At 50.6% G+C, this 17,215-nt stretch carries 12 protein-coding genes; 2 read left to right on the forward strand and 10 right to left on the reverse strand.

Going from position 1 to position 17,215, the window contains the following annotated elements; translation table 11 throughout:
* Window positions 1-2: 2 nt before the first annotated feature.
* The 4 genes from NST99_RS22170 to NST99_RS22185 form a co-directional block, all read right to left on the reverse strand.
* Window positions 3-1,652 carry a response regulator gene (locus NST99_RS22170; RefSeq protein WP_341094413.1) on the reverse strand — a complete coding sequence of 550 codons (1,650 nt, stop codon included), beginning with the start codon at window positions 1,650-1,652 and terminating at the stop codon, window positions 3-5.
* A 274-nt stretch (window positions 1,653-1,926) separates the two neighbouring features.
* The gene (locus NST99_RS22175) at window positions 1,927-2,391 is read right to left on the reverse strand and encodes a GNAT family N-acetyltransferase (protein ID WP_144024272.1); all 465 of its coding nucleotides are present in this window, start codon (window positions 2,389-2,391) and stop codon (window positions 1,927-1,929) included.
* Complete coding sequence (gene purT, locus NST99_RS22180) at window positions 2,381-3,571, reverse strand: formate-dependent phosphoribosylglycinamide formyltransferase (RefSeq protein ID WP_341097723.1); 1,191 nt, start codon at window positions 3,569-3,571, stop codon at window positions 2,381-2,383. The genes NST99_RS22175 and purT overlap by 11 nt, the downstream gene beginning before the upstream one ends.
* 147 nt (window positions 3,572-3,718) lie before the next feature.
* Complete coding sequence (locus NST99_RS22185; protein WP_341094415.1) at window positions 3,719-7,399, reverse strand: dynamin family protein; 3,681 nt, start codon at window positions 7,397-7,399, stop codon at window positions 3,719-3,721.
* A 335-nt stretch (window positions 7,400-7,734) separates the two neighbouring features.
* Between NST99_RS22185 and NST99_RS22190 the strand changes: the two genes are divergently transcribed.
* Both NST99_RS22190 and NST99_RS22195 read left to right on the forward strand, forming a co-directional pair.
* Window positions 7,735-8,070, forward strand: a complete 336-nt coding sequence (locus NST99_RS22190; protein ID WP_341094416.1) for a PadR family transcriptional regulator — start codon at window positions 7,735-7,737, stop codon at window positions 8,068-8,070.
* Window positions 8,071-8,074: 4 nt separating this feature from the next.
* The gene (locus NST99_RS22195; RefSeq protein WP_341094417.1) at window positions 8,075-8,626 is read left to right on the forward strand and encodes a DUF2812 domain-containing protein; all 552 of its coding nucleotides are present in this window, start codon (window positions 8,075-8,077) and stop codon (window positions 8,624-8,626) included.
* A gap of 89 nt (window positions 8,627-8,715) precedes the next feature.
* Here the strand turns inward: NST99_RS22195 and NST99_RS22200 are convergent, their stop codons facing one another.
* The 6 genes from NST99_RS22200 to NST99_RS22225 form a co-directional block, all read right to left on the reverse strand.
* The gene (locus NST99_RS22200) at window positions 8,716-8,982 is read right to left on the reverse strand and encodes a hypothetical protein (protein ID WP_038594340.1); all 267 of its coding nucleotides are present in this window, start codon (window positions 8,980-8,982) and stop codon (window positions 8,716-8,718) included.
* Window positions 8,983-8,984: 2 nt separating this feature from the next.
* Entirely contained in the window at window positions 8,985-9,695 is a 711-nt protein-coding gene (nth, locus tag NST99_RS22205) for an endonuclease III (protein WP_341094420.1), read from the reverse strand.
* A gap of 168 nt (window positions 9,696-9,863) precedes the next feature.
* Entirely contained in the window at window positions 9,864-12,953 is a 3,090-nt protein-coding gene (locus tag NST99_RS22210; RefSeq protein WP_341094421.1) for an S-layer homology domain-containing protein, read from the reverse strand.
* Between the two features lie 80 nt (window positions 12,954-13,033).
* Window positions 13,034-13,714: a GerMN domain-containing protein gene (locus tag NST99_RS22215; RefSeq protein ID WP_341094425.1), complete on the reverse strand. Its 681-nt coding sequence runs from the start codon at window positions 13,712-13,714 to the stop codon at window positions 13,034-13,036.
* A gap of 113 nt (window positions 13,715-13,827) precedes the next feature.
* Window positions 13,828-15,264 carry an N-acetylmuramoyl-L-alanine amidase family protein gene (locus tag NST99_RS22220; protein WP_341094426.1) on the reverse strand — a complete coding sequence of 479 codons (1,437 nt, stop codon included), beginning with the start codon at window positions 15,262-15,264 and terminating at the stop codon, window positions 13,828-13,830.
* A 163-nt stretch (window positions 15,265-15,427) separates the two neighbouring features.
* Window positions 15,428-17,002: an N-acetylmuramoyl-L-alanine amidase gene (locus NST99_RS22225; protein WP_341094428.1), complete on the reverse strand. Its 1,575-nt coding sequence runs from the start codon at window positions 17,000-17,002 to the stop codon at window positions 15,428-15,430.
* Window positions 17,003-17,215 lie beyond the last annotated feature (213 nt).

Genomic DNA, 17,215 nt, shown 5'->3' on the forward strand with positions numbered 1-17,215 from the left:
GGCTATCCTCCCCGGGAGCTGTTCTTATACTCTTTGGGAGATTGTCCATACTTCTTGCGGAAGCAGAAGCTGAAATAATTCGGGTCGGCAAAACCGATTTTTTCGGCAATTTCAAAAGCCTTCAGCTCTGTTGAGCGCAGCAGTTCCTTGGCAGCTTCCAGACGGATCTGCAGTAGATAGCTGACAAAGGTCATCTTCATCTCTTTCTTAAAAATGCTGCTGAAATATCCCGTACTGATATGCAAATGCTGGCAAACTTTGCCGATCGAGATGTCGGACTCCTCATAATGACCCCTGATGTATTCCTTGGCTTGGTCAATCAGCTGTTTGTAGCTCGACTGCCGCTCCGAAGCAATAGAATCCATCAGCCGGCTGCACACATGGATAATCCACTGCTTAGCTTCGCCCATATTGTTGAATTTATGGATTTCCGTAAGCGAAGACAGCCCTGATCCGATGTAATCGGTGGTCTCACTGCCTGACTCCTTGGCCACCCGTAGAATCGAGGTGATGATCTCCAGCAGAAACACCTGATAGTCCTGGGTCGAAACCTGCGCGGTGTCCAGTCCCCCGAACAATTCATCGACAACCTCTTTCAGCTCCTGTAGCGTGCCCAGCTTGATCGTGCGGATCAGCGATTGTTGGGTCAGCTCGTCATAAGCCAGCATTTGATTGGATCTTGACTCCACATCTTCGATCCAGATCACTCTGTTGTTGCCGAGAATGAGGCGGTAATCAAGTGCCTGCAGCGCATCGCCGAATGAATTGAACAGCATAGACGCTGTATGGCATACAGTTCCTGCTCCTGAGGTCACCGTCAGCTTTAGAAAACGCTGTACATTTTGCCGGATCTCCTCCAAAATCGCAAAGGTTTTTCCGGTAATCTCCGCCTCATCCTTCTCCATGCTGACCGAGAGCAGCACGACATCATCCCGGTGTATAAATACTTTGCCGAAACCATACTTCAGACAAATTTCCTCGGCAATATTAAGCACTGCGAACAGCTGCAAATTGCGGTCGCCGGTGTCACGCAGGGATACGGGCAGACTCTGGATAACTCCTGCATTCTTCTCCGAACGGATATAATCTATGCTGATTACCGAAGACTGAAAGCTCTCACCAGAGAGGTTGATGCCGTATTCCGCACTTTTCTCGGCGATTTCCACGGGCCGCAGCCTACGGGAAACAAGCGAGGAGAGGAATTGTTCACGAAGCACAGGCAGACTCTTCCGGTAATGCTCGCTCAGCACAAACACATTTTCTTTCTCAGCGATTTCCGCCTCTATGGTTTTTCTAACCTTGAGCAGTGTGTCGATCAGCTCCTGAGAAGAAAACGGTTTCAGAATATATTCGTCAATTTGCAGTTTAATCGCTTTCTGGGCGTACTCAAATTCATCGTAGCCGGTGAGAATTATGATCTTCGTATTGGGGTGACGGCTGCGGATCCATTCGGACAGCTGCAGTCCGTTCATAAATGGCATCTGGATGTCGGTCACGACCACATCCGGCAGCAGGCGGTCGATTGATTCCGCAGCCTCACGGCCATTCTCCGCCTGATCTACAACCTCAAAACCATAGCTGCCCCAGTCGATCTGTGCGATAATCCCTTCTCTTACATCCTCTTCGTCTTCGGCAAGAATCAATTTATACATGCTTCATCCCTCTTATAATTTCTGTTTAGATAATTATAAAACTATTCTAGCTGATTCGATTAACTCTATCTATGTTTAACTTAAGTAAGGGGTAAAAGATACTGAATGGCTATTCCGCCGGTTCAGCAAATTCATTATACAGTGGCAATGGACGGGTATACATAAGCAAATTGAGGGAATGATATTCTTCAGCTCAGAACGGTGGGGTTTACCTCTACGACGAAAAAAAAAACCATCCCGGTTGCCGGGATGGGGATGATTGTACGTATTAGATTTACAGCAATGCTTTATTGAAGCGGTAGCCGGTAGTCTGCTCGAAACCCATATGACGGTAAAAAGCATGCGCAGGCGCACGTTCCACACGGTTACCGCTTCGAAGGAACAGCTGGCAGCAACCCTGCCCGCGGGCCCATTCTTCCGCTGCAGCTACCAATCTTTTGCCGAGGCCGTTGCCTCTAAGCTCCTCTGATACAATCAGCGCGTTGATTTCCGTAATACAATCCGCATGTTTGTAATAGGATTTCACCTGCCGAAGTCCAATCATTCCCACAACTTCATTGTCCAGTTCAGCGACCAGTGTGCAATGGAACGGATCATTCTCCATGCCTTCCATTCTCTCTTTCATCACGCTAAGTGTTGTCGGATAGCCGAATTCCCGCAGAAGGGCTGTTACTCTCTCCAGATCATTCATGCCGCATTTGCGAATTTGCAGTACTTGCTCCTGAGTACTACTGTTCATTCTCATATACCTCCACTTTTAGCATAGACGCCGCCTGTTTGGCGGTAGTCCGCGCGATTTCTACATCTTCCGCTGCACTGAGGGCTACTGCCATCCGCCGTCCAGGACGGATTTCAGGTTTGCCGAATACCCTAACCTGCGTACGGGGAAGCGCCAGCGCTTCGCCGATTCCGGATATGGCAAAAGCCTGTCCGGTTTTTTGTGCTTTCAGGGTAGCCGAAGCGCCCGGTGTTACAAGCGCAACCGAGTCCAGCGGAAATCCAAGAATGGCTCTGACATGCAGAGCGAATTCCGATAAATCCTGCGTAATCATTGTAACCATGCCGGTATCATGCGGTCTGGGCGATACTTCACTGAACAATACTCCCTGCTCTGTAAGAAACAGCTCCACTCCAAAAATACCAAGGCCTCCAAGCTGATCAGTTACCGTTTTGGCGATATTCTGAGCTTCTGCCAGCGTGCGCTCACTCATCTGATGCGGCTGCCAGGACTCTACATAGTCGCCGTCCTTCTGGATATGGCCGATCGGCGGACAGAATACAGTTCCGCTTGCCGATCGGACCGTAAGCAAGGTAATCTCACTTTCAAACATAACGAAAGCCTCCACGATGACCCGTGTCCCTTTGGCCCGCGCTCCTTCCAGAGCCGTATTCCAGCAGTCCTCCACATCACCTGGTTTCTTGCAGACGCTCTGTCCTTTGCCGGAGGAGCTCATAATCGGCTTGATCACACAGGGTGTGCCAAGCTCTTCCACTGCCTGGCGTAATTCGTCCAGACTGTCCGCGAAGCGGTATGCCGCGGTCGGCAGGCCAAGCTCTTCAGCCGCTAAACGCCGGATACCCTCCCGGTCCATGGTCAGCCGGGCTGCACGTGCAGTCGGGACTACGAAGAATCCTTCCGCCTCCAGCTCCAGCAGCGCATGAGTGGCAATAGCCTCAATCTCGGGCACAATCAAATCAGGCTTCTCGGCACGGATGAGCGTCTTAAGCGCGTCCGCGTCCAGCATATCAATTACATAGGAGCGATGGGCTACACCCATCGCCGGGGCATCTTGATAACGATCCACAGCTACGGTCTCTACGCCAAGGCGCTGAGCTTCGATAATGACTTCCTTACCCAATTCCCCGCTGCCCAAGAGCAGCAGCTTACGGCTTTGAGCTGAAAAAGGAGCTCCCCACATTGTCGACTCCAACCTCTTTCGGCTAATTTGACTGCTGACTCTCTTTTTCTGTAAATGTCGCAGTTTTCATTGTAAATTTTCAGGCTTCTTTATTTTCTTCCATCAACGACCAGATTGCAAGCCTTCTTCGACATTTTCCTACAATCTTCACAGATCTCCGTCTACGAGATCGTCGAAATTTCTCTCCAGAACATTTAATTGATGGCCTATTTGGCCCCAATGTTCCGCAGAATCACCCCCTTTCAAGAGACCGGACATCACTTCCTCCCGCTCAGCCAGAGCTGCTCGGAGTATGTCTGCCGAACGTTTCAACGCCTGCTCCGCTACACCCGTATAAAAATCCAATAATAAACCTTCCTGCGTCCCGGCGGCTCCGGCAACTGCTTCCTTCAGCCAAGGGTCCGCTGAGGCTCTGACTTCATTGCGCCCCGGGCCCTCAAAGAAATGACGCGGCGATTTGAAGCGGCCCCATAATGCTGCCCAGTCCAGAGGGGATAACCGGCACTCCAGCTTATCCGGGGAAGGCCAGTGTTCTTCGGCATTGTCCATGAGCTGAAGCTCCTGAGCCGAAATCGACAGTTCCGATGCGGCTGATGAAGCTGCCGTCCGCACGAGTTTTTGACCTGCCGCTTCCAGGCGCAGGGTAGTCGCCCACAATTCCTGTTCCAGTTCACGCTCAAGGGTGCGTTCCAGCTCTCTGCCACAGGCTGTAAAGATATCTTTCAGATTACCGCTATCCTCACGCAGCACGGAAGGGTGGAAGGATTCCTGGAAGAAACGGCCAAAGGCAAAGCCAATCCGCTGCCGCACATGATAGAGCAGTTCTTCACCTTCCCGGCGAAGGTCGCGCAGCGGACGTTCCTCGGCGGAAAGCGCCGTGAGCCGTGCTTCTGCGGTGCGGCGGCGTTCCTGCAGCTCCAGCAGCCCGGCTTCCCGCCGGCCTGCCTCCATCTCAGCCAGCTTCTGCCATTCTTCCGCCCGCCTGCGCACGGAGGCAATGTTCTCTTGCGCGGCTGCAAGCGACAACCGCGGCAGTTCTCCGCCCGCGAATTCCGCAAGCGCCTCTTCAAAGGTCTGGAAACGGGAGCTTTCATAAGCTTCCCGGTTGTGGTCTGCTTTGCCTTGCAGCGCCAGCAGGCTGGACAAGGTATATATCCGCGGCGAGGTAAGGCCGCCGGCACGCAGGTTCTGCGCGACATGCCCCTTCACCTCTTCCAGCTCCGCTTCGTCTGCGGCCAAATCAGAAGCGTTGATGATAAAGAACATTTTATCCAGCGCGAAGCTGTCTTTAATTCTTCCCAATTGGGCCAGCAGACCACGGTCCGCTTTGGAAAAGGCATGATTATAATAGGTCACAAAACATATCGCGTCCGCATTCTTCATGTAACCGAAGGTTACACCGGTATGACGGGCATGCAGGGAATCCGCGCCAGGGGTATCCACCAGCACAATGCCGCTCGCGGTCAAGGGACAGTCATAATACAGGTCAATCCCCTGCACAAAACAGGCCCGGGTCTCCTCGGCGACCAGTCCACGGTATTCCTGCAGATCAACAGTCCGCACCGTTCCGAGCAGTCCCTCCGCTTCTGACCAGCCCGCAGCGGCCGCCCACAGGAATCCGGCATGCGGCAGGGCGGAAGGATGCAGGCCGCTGACCTTCAGCCCTGCCACCTCAGCGGTCCAGCTCTGCCGCTGCGGGGGCGCAAGCTGCAGTACGCTGAAGGAATGGAGGATGTCTTCCCAGAAATCCTCCGCGGTCTTCATCGTTACCACCGCGCTGGCATGGCGGAACTCCCCTTCCGGTGACAGGATGCGGTTCACCGCTGCTGTCGCGGGGTGGGGAGACACAGGCAGCACTTCTTCACCCAGCAGCGCATTGGCGAAGGAGGATTTACCGGCGCTGAACGCTCCGAACAGCGCCATCGTAAAGCGGCCGGCGGCGATGCTCTCCGCCCGTGCCGCGAGACTGCGCACCGCCGAGGCCATGGCCGGCTCGCCGCGCAGCAGCTCTGCCGCAGCGCTCAGCGCCGCTGCGGCCTTCGTGAGCCGGCGGCGTCCGCCCGCCGGCGAGACCGGCCCTGCCGCCCAGGCTGCGGCGGCAGGCCTTCCGGCCGCTGCGCCCGGCAGCGGCTGGACCACTCGCGGTGCGGCGATGCTGGCGCCTGCCCGCGGGGCAACCCTCACCTCCGGCAGAGTGCCGGGGGTGAGGGTCCGGCGCGGCGGCAATAGCGCCGCGAGCTCTGCCGCGCGGGCATCCGCCGCGCGGTCAAGGGCAGCAAGCGCGGCGAGTGCGCGCGCCTGCCGCTGCAGGGCTTCTTCGCGGCGCGACAGCTCGGTGCGCCGCTCTTCCAGCAGCGGCGGCAGCTTCGCCAGCAGCTCATCGCCAAGAGACAGGGCAGCCCGGCGGAACTGGGCTTTAATTTCAGCCGCAAGCGTGCGGGTGAAATTAAGCAACGCCTCGCCCGAGGCCCCGGTTCCCGGCTTCACCGCAGCCGCCAGCCACTCCTGGCTCACCGCCGGTAAACTTTGCTTGAGCAGATTCTCGGCCCCCTCCTCCCATACTCCAAGGTCTTCAGCCCATTCCCGGATCAACTGAAGAATATGCCATTCCAGTTGGGCGGTGATTTCCCGCGTTTGCAGTCCGTGCCAGGCTTTTAGCCGTTCTGCTTGCACCTTCTCCCGTTTCGCAGCCGTGAACAGCAGGCCCTGCCGGAAGCCGGGAGCCATGCTTTCAGCATAAGCACCCGCAGCTTCTCTTACATCGGCAGGCATCAGATTGCTGTTGCCCAGCAGCGCATCAAGTACGTTGCGCAACGTTAGGATTGACTGATCAGGCAGTTCTGCAAGCTCCTTACGTTCTTCGTTGCAAGCCTGAAACGCTCTTTCCACGGAGTACTCATCCGCACCGCCCGATGTTTCCAGCAGCGCCTCGCGCTCCTCCTGCTGCTGCTCGCGGTATTCTGTCACAACCGCATCGGCCACATGATGCACTGAGCGGGACAAGCTGTAGCCAAGCAGCTCCTCCCGCTGATCCAGCAGCTGGCGAATCAGCATAAGCAGACCGTCCCATTGATTTAGCGGATGCTCCATGTTCTTAAGGGAAGTGAACAAAATACCTGCGGATTGAATTCCCCATTCGTGGAAAGCGCTTTCCAATTGCTGCCGGTAGGCTTCAATGGCAATTTCCTGTTCACGGTGCTTGTCAATCTGATTGATAATAAGATACAGCGGTTTGCCCCAATCACTGAGGTTTTTGGCAAAAGCCAGATTATTCTCCGACTGCACATGATTGTAATCCATCACATAAAACACCACATCGGCTAAATGCAGTGCGGAGCGCGTCGCGGCTTGATGCCCGTCATCCGTGGAATCAACCCCCGGGGTGTCCATCAGAACACCATGTGCTCCAAGCAAAGGCACATCCTCCCAGACTTCAATCGCTGAATAATCACCGCCCTTACGGCAATATTCCTGCAATTTCTCCGGTGTGGTCTCCCATGCGGAATTTGTCTCATTCTGTCCTTCCACCTTGGGATAGAGCCGTACACGGGGCGCTCCGCTGCGTATAGACACGACATTGGCACTGGTCGGAACGGGTCCGGAAGGCAGTACATTGCTGCCGCATAACCTGTTAATCATACTCGACTTCCCTGCCGAAAAATGTCCGCAAAAGGCGAGTGTCAGCTCACGGGCACACTCTTTACTCTCCAAATCGGAGAGTACCCGCTGCGTTTCTGTCGCTCCCCACCGTTCCATCAGCGCTCCCAGCAGAGTAAGCGGCGAATCCGTCACATTCTCTGTTTTAATCTTGGTTTGTTCTGCTGCCACTATATCCACCTCCGCTGCATCCTAGAAAAAATCGACTTTATTTGAAGTCTATGTACTTAGCCTTCATAAAGCGATATCTAAAATAAATATATCTTAACGTAAAAATAAATGGCATAACTAGAATAATTACATTTTATCACCAGTTTGCCACAAATCAAATATTCACGAATTACAAAATCCCCTATAAACCTTTACAAAATTCAGTTGACTAAAAATTATGCATCCCTGACTTGACAATGCAATATTATGGAATTATTATATCCATATTAGATATATCGCTAATGGATATATCCATATCAGATATACCTTTTATTATAGAAAATGGAGGTGTGCCAATGTCCAGAGCTAATTCACTGCAGACCGAACAGTTGACTGATTCGGCTTACTACATCCTGCTTGCCTTACTCACTCCGAAACACGGCTATGCGATCATGAAATATATTGAAGAATTGACAGACGGGGAAGTTAAAATCGGGCCTGCAACACTTTACACCTTAATCAAGAAAATGCAGAAATCAGGCTATATCCTATTGAATGAGGACGACGATGACCGGCGGAAGACTTATCAGATTACCCAGAGTGGAGAGCTAATTATTACAGCTGAAATCGAACGGAGACTTAGAATGGTTGCACACGGGAATGCCGCATTACAAGCTGCGAAGGAGGAATAATCTCATGAAGAAGGATAAACAAACGCGTTATGTAATATCGAAGGGTCTGGCCTTTGCCGAGGATGCAGATATGAACAAATTGAGCACACTGTCAGAAAAAGGCTGGTTTCTGGATCATTTCTCTTTGTTTGGTTACGTAATCCGCAGGGGAACGCCGCATAAGCAGATTTACTGTCTGGATATACGTGAATTGCCGAAGGAGGAGGAAGCAGAGTACCATAATATTTTTGCAGACAGCGGCTGGACTTATGTATGCTCCGCTGGAGATCTCCATATCTTCTCGGCAGAACCGGGAACTGTTCCTATCCATACCGACCGTGCGACTGTTTATGATAAATATACCAAGGTTGCCCGAATCAGCAAAATAGCAGCTTTTGTAACACTGCTGCTGACCTTAGGAAGTATTGCTTTAAGATTCCTGTCTACAAAGGTATGGAACAATTTACTTCTGGAAAACACATCTTTCGTAGTCTTAACGTTGTGCGTCATGGCATTCGTACCTTCCACCATGGTCTATATTGCATACTCCTTGCGTTTAAGGAAGTTCTCAGCTTAAGCTCATTCCCCTAAAGATACCCGCGTTTTCAATAACGTATGACGAACAAAGAGCCGGCCCCAAGGCCGGCTCTTTGTGTGTAAATCCTATTACGCTGTTTCCAGTACCGGAAGCAGAATTTCGAATACTTTACCGTGCTGCAGAATGGTCAGACCACGGGATTTGTCTCTCATAACAACCACTTCAGGCTTCTGGGACATCCGCTCCAGGTAATGCTCAGGCACATCGCCGGAATGGCTGATCGTGATGCCTTCTACTTCCTGCTCTTCATTTTCTTCCAACGGACTTTCCACTACACGGTCAAAAATATCGGAAAAAGCTTCAAAATTATTGGTATATACAGAAATGCATTTCATCTCTATCCCATCCTCTTCTTCATCTCTAACTTTTTGCTTGCCTTTAATACATCATTATCTTTCCTGATTACAGCTGTTTTCATACGTTTCTTGCCCTCACGGCATACATCCAAGAGCGGGCAAACCTGACAACTTGGATTCTGGGCTTTGCAGTGATAGCGGCCAAAAAAGATCAGCCGATGATGTGTAAGTGTCCATTCCTCACGCGGCACCGCCTTCATCAGCTTCTTCTCCACTTCCAGTACGGAATCCTTCCAGCCCGCAAGTGCGAGCCGCTTGGCTACCCGTTCCACATGGGTATCCACAGCAATCGCAGGTACGCCAAAAGCGTTGGACACAACGACATTCGCAGTCTTGCGGCCGACCCCCGGCAATGTTACCAGCAAGTCATGAGCCTGTGGCACTTCTCCGCCATATTGCTCTATAAGAATAGAACACAGGCTTTGAATATGCTTAGCCTTATTGCGATACAAGCCGATACGCCGGATATCCCTCTCCAATTCCTCCAGCGGCACGGAAATATAGTCAAGAGGGGTTTTGTACTTTTGGAACAGGTCCTCGGTCACTTTGTTCACTGTTGCGTCCGTACATTGGGCTGACAGCAGCACCGCAATGGTTAGCTCAAAAGCGTTGCTGTGATTCAGCTCGCAATGCGCATCAGGAAACATGTCTCGAATCGTATCCAGAATGTGGCGGACCTCTGCAACTTTCACCGGCGTCCCCTCCACGGAGTATTTACACTCAACAAACCAGACGAGCGTATCTTCTCTGATGTAATGAAATATTAACAAGTATAACTGCTTATATTTCAAAAAAAACGTCTTGATCCAGACAATCTCCTGGATCAAGACGGTGTTTCTCACGGAAAATCACCATTGCCACTATTGTTTCACGACTTCAACTAAGACATCGTTTTTGAAATACAATATAATATTATCATTTTCTTTGAGAGATTGCACGGATAAAGTCGTGTCACCCTGGTGAATATATACACTCGAAGTGATCGCAAACTGATAATTCGTATCGCTCAGAGAAGAGCGTTTGGTTACGATCTGGTTATTTAGGCTGTCGTAACGCGAAACCGAGCGGGTAAGCTGCTTCAGTACAGTGACGATCACTGACCCGTCAGCATCTTTGCGGACATCTACCCGGTCAGCTGTAGTCAGACTGCCGAGACCTGTCGTAGTAACACCGTCACGGATAATTTTTACGCCACCGCTGACTGCAATCGTCTGGGAGGTGCCTGCATAATCCTTAAGCACGAATGAACCCGCAGCTGCATCTACTGACGACACAACACCAGTATTCTGCTTGATATACTGAAGTGATACTGGAGTGCTGCCGCTTACGGCCAGATTCACATAATCACCGACCTTCAAGTCGCCAATTTTAAGGGTTTGTCCTGCTTCATTGGTCATCGTTAAAGTCAAAGTATTCAGTTCAAGCGTTCCTCCGGACCATTTCACACCCAGCTTATTCATTGGTGCATTAAGAGTAGTGATTTCAACCTGCACTGATGAGTTCACTTTAAGCACTGAGATGACATCCTGATTGCTCGTAAGCACTGCGGTTACCGAAGAGTTAAGAGGTATATCTGTGATGGCAGAAGATGTACGTCCGAGAATATCAATTACCTGTGGATAACCCAGGGTAAGAGTTTGCCCTCCTGCGAGCTTCAGAACAATCGTTCTGGTTGTTGTATTAATCTCGGACAGGGTTCCTGTATATTTGGTGCTGGTTTCTACCGAAAGGGCCCGCTGGCCGACAGCTTTTACGTCCACCCTGCGCCCTTCGTAGAGATAAATCCCCATAGTAGTCAATGATGTGGTAATGCCCTCGTCAAAAGCAAGTTTTGTCTTGTCATCAATCTGTACCAGATGTGCTTTACTTTTGCCGTCCATAACTGTCAGCAGCTTTGTCTTGCTATTAAAAGCAATTACAGTCGCACCGATAAATTCATCCATCTGGCGGTTCAGCACTTCAATCTTTGTCACCTGATCAGAGCTGTTGAGGGTAATCCGAACATTGTCTCCACTGTTCGCATCGGCAAGCAGATCACCGATTACCGGGTTAGTAACGTTAGGTATCACAATTGTCGGCGCCGGCGATGTAGCCAGCAGCTTCACTTCGCGAGCACCGTCAGACTTTTTATAAATAATGCTTGAGCTTGTAAGCTCATAAATCGATCCCTCTACCGTTCGCTCCGTGCCTGAAGTCACTTCCACCGAACGGATGACATTGCTATTTATCGTATATTTCACAGCAGTTCCGGTCTTCAGGTCGGCTGGCAGCAAAACTGCGTTTTGCGAACTGAACAGTGTAACCCCGTCTTCCCACTTGAACGTTTCTGCAATTCCGGAAGCATTTTTGAACGTGATGCTTTTTGCTGCCTGATCCACACTTTGAATTGTCCCTGTAGTCGTTTTGTTCACAACGCCCGAGGTCACCTGAACCTTTACCACCTTATTAGTTCCTGTGAAAGTTTCACGCAGCAAGGTAACTTTACTGTTTGCCGTAATGGCTCCGGAACTAATCGTGCTTCCATTTACATCTACAAAAGAAGTATCAGTATCATAGCTGTACTGGTCATATCCCGTAGCAGAATCAAGCCAAATCGTACTTGGAGTGATCTTGGCAAAGTTCCCTTCGACACTTACCACCTGCTGGGCAGGATCTGTCACCTCAACATAAGCTGCATTATAGGTTGCACCAATAACGGTTACTTTGGTATATGGCTGAACATCATTCAGATTGATTCTTGTGTCTGCCGTACTAGTGTAGTATGCAGTTACGGGAGTCAAATTGAAGACAGACGGTGAACCGTTGCTGTAAACGGTCATTTTCCCGTCCTTCAGGGCACTGATGCTCCCTTTGACTGTGTTGTCATACCCTATAGTGTTAAATGCTTCTGCGCGGCTGAAGAAAGTTGCCACTTGTGCACGGGTTACTGCTCCTTGTGGATCAAATCGGTTGCCGTCAAGACCATTGGCCAGTCCCAATTCTACGGCAGTGTTCACGTAACCTCGTTTATTCGCCGAAACCTTGGCATCATCAGCGAAGCTAGTCGGCTTGCCTGATACTGCGCCCGCTTCGGAGTTTTTGCCAAGAGCACGGACCAGCAATTCGGCAATCCATTCACGTGATGCCTTGCGGTCGCCCCAGGATGTCTTTAGATTATCCGCCGACATTTCAACCGTCTTGTCCAGAAGGCCCTGCTGGAATGCCAGCACAACAAACGGCTTAAAATAATTGGACACCTGGAAATTAGTCGGAAGCACCACGTCAGTGGCGGTATTTACTTTGTCCTCAAGCTTCATGAAGCGAAGTGCGATCAGGACAGCTTCCTGCTGGGTAACAGAGTCACCCGCACGGAATAATCCGTTATTTCCGACAACAAGACCTTGTGCTGCCAGCTTATAGATATGTTTTTCTGCCCAGAAGCCTGTTTTTACATCGCTGAACAATCCTGGTGCAGCTGCAGGCGGCGTAGCTGTAGGTGCAGTTGTAGCTGCAGGCGCTGCTGTTGCTGTAGGCGTTGCCGTAGCTTTTGGAGTTGCTGTTGCTGCTGGCGTTGCCGTAGCTTTCGGTGTAGCTGTTGCTGCTGGCGTTGCCGTAGCTTTTGGAGCTGCTGTTGCTGCTGGCGTTGCCGTAGCTTTCGGTGTAGCTGTTGCTGCTGGCGTTGCCGTAGCTTTTGGTGTAGCTGTTGCTGTAGGCGTTGCCGCAGCTTTTGGTGTAGCTGTTGCTGTAGGCGTTGCCGCAGCTTTTGGTGTAGTTGTTGCTGCTGGCGTTGCTGTAGCTTTTGGGGTAGCTGTTGCTGCTGGCGCAGCAGTAGCTTTAGGGGCAGCAGTTGCTGCGCTCTCAGCGAATACAGCCCCCGCACTGCCAAGCACCATAGCGCCGGCCAGAACAGCAGATGCCGCTTTGGTGGAATAAGCTTTAATAGAGTGATTGGATCTTTTATGACCGGACAATAGGTTATTCCCCTCTCTATGCTTCATGTAAATGGTATATTAGTAATTCGGCAAACATTCCCAAAAATCCTGTGCGACGTTTATAATGCGCTGTTCTCCCGGGTAATTGGATGTTCTAAATCCACATGCCCCATTAAACTTTCCACTTGCTCACCGTCTACCAGAAGCTCAACGCTTTTCACTTCTTCGAACTGGAAGAAGAGTTGAGCCAGCGCACTGATGGCCATGGATTCACCGCCTGCACCCAGTTGAGCCTCAGCCGGTTTATGAATGTCCATCACAATCTGTCCATCTGTAAATTTAAGTGATTTAAGCTCAATACCGCTCCATAACGGGATCATATCTGCCTTATCGCTGTTTTGAAGCGTTTTGAAGGCTTCAGTATATTTCTCCGTATCATTTGCGAAGCTTATCTTTGCTGCAGCCTTCACAAGTTCCATCTGCTGCGAATCCGTATAGTACGCGGAAATGCTCTGGCTTTGTTTGTCGACTTCAACGGGCTTGTCTGTTGCAGCAGGAGCATCGGTGCTAACCGGCTCGGCAGTGGCGGGTGTATTGAGTCCTCCTGCATTACTGTTGTTATTGTTATTGCTATTGCTGTTGCTGTCTCCATTTCCGTTATTTCCTTCGGCTCCGCTAACGACTGCAGGAGAATTTTGCCCCGCTTCATCAGCCGGTGCTGCAGCCGGCTTGTCTCCGCAGCCTGAGATCACCAGTAGAAGAAGTGCTGCAACCCCTGCATATGTCAGTTTTTTGTTCATCAACATTTACCCCCTCTAGATGAATACGGGCAGACAGAACTGCAAAGCCTCTTTCGCCTGCAAATCAGGCCGAAAGCTGGCTTTGCAGCTCTCATCTGCCGCTAAGTTTGCTGTTACATTCCCAGATATTCCTTAATCCCACTGACCATGGATGCTGCCACATTGTTCTGCAATGTTTCCGAGAACAACAGCGATTCATCGCCTTTATTGCTTAAGTAACCTACTTCAAGTAGTACGGCAGGCATTGTCGTCTCACGAATGACGTGGAAATTGCCATACCTCACACCACGGTCGCTAAGCCCGGTCGCCTTGACAAGATACTTATGCATCACTTTCGCCAGTGCCTTGCTTGCTTCCCGCTGATAATATGTTTCTGTTCCACTTGCAGCCGATGAACCACTGCTGTTCGCATGGACGGAAATAAACAGATCGGCCTTAAGCTTATTGGCCATACCCGCACGGTCTTTTAATTCCAGGAACGTATCATCGCTGCGAGTAAGAACTACATCGATTTTATTCTCCTGTTTCAGCAGTTCTGCTGCTTTAAGAACAACGGCCAAATTAAAATTCTTCTCATATTTACCGGTAACCCCTACAGCTCCGGAATCCTTGGCCCCATGGCCGGCATCCAGCACCACCAGCTTCCGGCCGTTATTGCCGGGCTGTGTCGTCGTATCTTCTGTGCTTTGCGCATTCAGATCAACCACAACCAGCTTGGAGGCATCACCTGATACTTCAAGACTATAGTTCTTGGAAGTGTTCAAATCAATTACAAAGCGGACGGTATAAGGGCTTGTACTGTACAAAGAATAACGTACACCTGATACATCCGGGTAATCCGTTACAGCAAGTTTGCCATTCAGGTTAGGGTCAAGTTCTTGTCCACTTCCGAACACATCCGAGAACGTGGCATTTGGCAGATCGATAATAATCCGGTCCGGCCCTGTCATCTTTGTTATATTCGGCGCGGAGCTACCATCCATTGCAATGGTTAGACGGTTCTCGCTGAAGCTGATGCCATTCACCATTGTCAGGCCGCTTGTCGACTCTGCCGGAGGAACAACGACGGTTGATCCACCGTCACCAGAACTTCCCTCTGAACCGGTGTTATTACCGCCAGTTTCCGGGGTAATAATGTTTACAGTCTTCTGGGCGTTATCCCAGGTGACAGTAAGGCCAAACTGCTCGCTGACAAACCGGATCGGAACGAGTGTAGTACCTCCGCGCGCTACTGGCGCCGCCGTGAGAATCACGGTTTTGTCATCAACGAAAGCTGCCGTTTGATCCACGATCAGTTTGATCGTCTTGCCCTGCTGTTCAATTGTAACCGTCTTGCTCTTCTGATCCCAATCCACCTTATAGCCAAGGTTTTCGGCGATCATTCTTAGCGGCACCATAACTGAGTTCTTTACATTTTCGACCGGCGCATCCTGCCCTGCTGTCAGCTCCTGGCCATCCAGATAGATCTTATTCCCGGCAGCAGCATGTCCATGCTCCGGCAATACCAGTACAAAGAGCAGCAGCAACAGCGTAAAAGCAAATTTCTTCATTCTTCACCTCTAAGAATCTAGTATTCCGCCAGAGAACGGCGTTCATGATGATCTCGCCATTGACAACCCTCGACATTGATTAGACGCTGGTATCCGCTAAAAGTTGCGAATAAATCCCATTAAAAAGCTAGTAATTCCGCGCTCTATTAACAAGATTCTATATCTATAATCCCAAATATTCCTTAATTCCGGCTACGATTTCCCTAGCCAGCCTGTCTTGAAGCTGGCTATCATACATGCCCGCCTCATTCCCCTGATTGGTAAGATAACCTACCTCCAGCAGCACTGCCGGCATTGTAGTTTCTCTTGTAACATGCAGACTTTTGCTCCTGATCCCGTTGTCCTTGAAGCCTGTTCCCGCGACCAGATGCTTATGGAGGACCTGGGCGAGCGGCAGACTTTCAGTACGGGAATAGTAGGTCTCACTGCCATTGATCTTTTCCCTGTTGGGATATTTAAGGTCCAGCGAGTTTCCATGCACTGAAATAAACAGGTTCGCTTGTTTTGCTTCAGCAATTACGACCCGGTCCTGCAGACCGAGTGTACTGTCATCTGTGCGGGTAAACACCACGTCGACCAGACCTTCCTGCAGAAGCAGTGCCCCAACCTTATTCACAACTGAGAGATTGAAGTTTTTCTCCAGCTTCCCTGTCAGGCTAACGGCTCCAGATTGTTTACCGCCGTGTCCTGCGTCGAGAACGACAACCGGCTTGCCTGTAATTCCCGGTCCTACGGTAGTACTGCCTCCATTAGCCACTACATTTAAATCAATTGTAACCAGCCCGGTGCTGTCGTCAGTACTTACCTGATATGGCTGTGTTCCGATCGTTTGAATAACGAACCTTACGGTAGAGGGATTGGAACTGAACAGCGCATAACGGACTTCCGAAATCAATGGGTAACCGGTAACATCCAGCTTGCCTTGCGGACTGCCGTTAGGGGCTGTGCCAGGCAGACTGCCAACGAAATCCGCCGCGAACGAGGTATTGGGGAAATCAACCACAATCCGGTCAGGGCCGCTCATCTTGGTAACAGTAGGCTTGGCTCCACCCGTGGCGGAAACGATCAAACGATTTTCGCTGAACACCGCCCCCATGATCTGAGGAGACGTAACTATCGTACCGCCGCTGCCGGGGATCGGCGTTGGTGTTGGGCCTGCGGTTCCTGTCACGATCTCTCCCTCTGATCCAGTTTCATTCGGGACAGGGGTTGGACTTGGACTCAAAACAGGCGCCGGTGTTGAGCTGGCGGACGGCGCTGGAGTTGCAGAAATGTCCGTACCGCTTGTAGAACCGCCGCTTAAATAGACAGTTTTGTCGCTGTTGTCCCAGCCCACTATAAGCCCAAATTGCTCACTTACAAATCGGATAGGCACTAGTACAGTTCCATTATTCTGCTTGGGTGCCGCATTTAGAGCTAGTGTAGTTCCATCGGCTTCAGCCGTTTTGCTTCCTACGGCCAGCAGCACGCTTCTGCCATCCTGTTGAACGGTTACTTTACGCGACTTCGGCTCCCAGTCGACTTTGAACCCCAGATTCTCCACAACAACCCGAATAGGAATCATAACGCTTCCATCGACATATTCAATTTTGGCGCCTTTGGGCATTGTCAGCTCCTGATTATCCATAATAATCTTGCCTGTCCCGCTTCCGGCGGCGGCAGCTTCATGGCCGGCGAATGATAGCAGTAACAGTGGCAGCAGCAGCAAAAATAACACCCGTTGTCCGGCTCTTCTCATCCTTTCTTTTCCTCTCCTTCTGGTAAATGATAGATACATAGATAAGATTAAGACGACAGAAATCTCCAAAAGTTGCCTTCTGCGGCAATGAATATATCGATTATAGCAAAAAAACTTCTATTTCCGACACCCGGAAATAGAAGTTTTGTGTAAAATTTGTAAAGATTACGTATTCTTCAGGAATAAAACTCCGTTTCCCCTATGACTGGACGT

The sequence above is a fragment of the Paenibacillus sp. FSL L8-0470 genome, assembly GCF_038008625.1.
In the GTDB taxonomy this organism is placed as follows: Bacteria; Bacillota; Bacilli; order Paenibacillales; family Paenibacillaceae; genus Paenibacillus_AQ.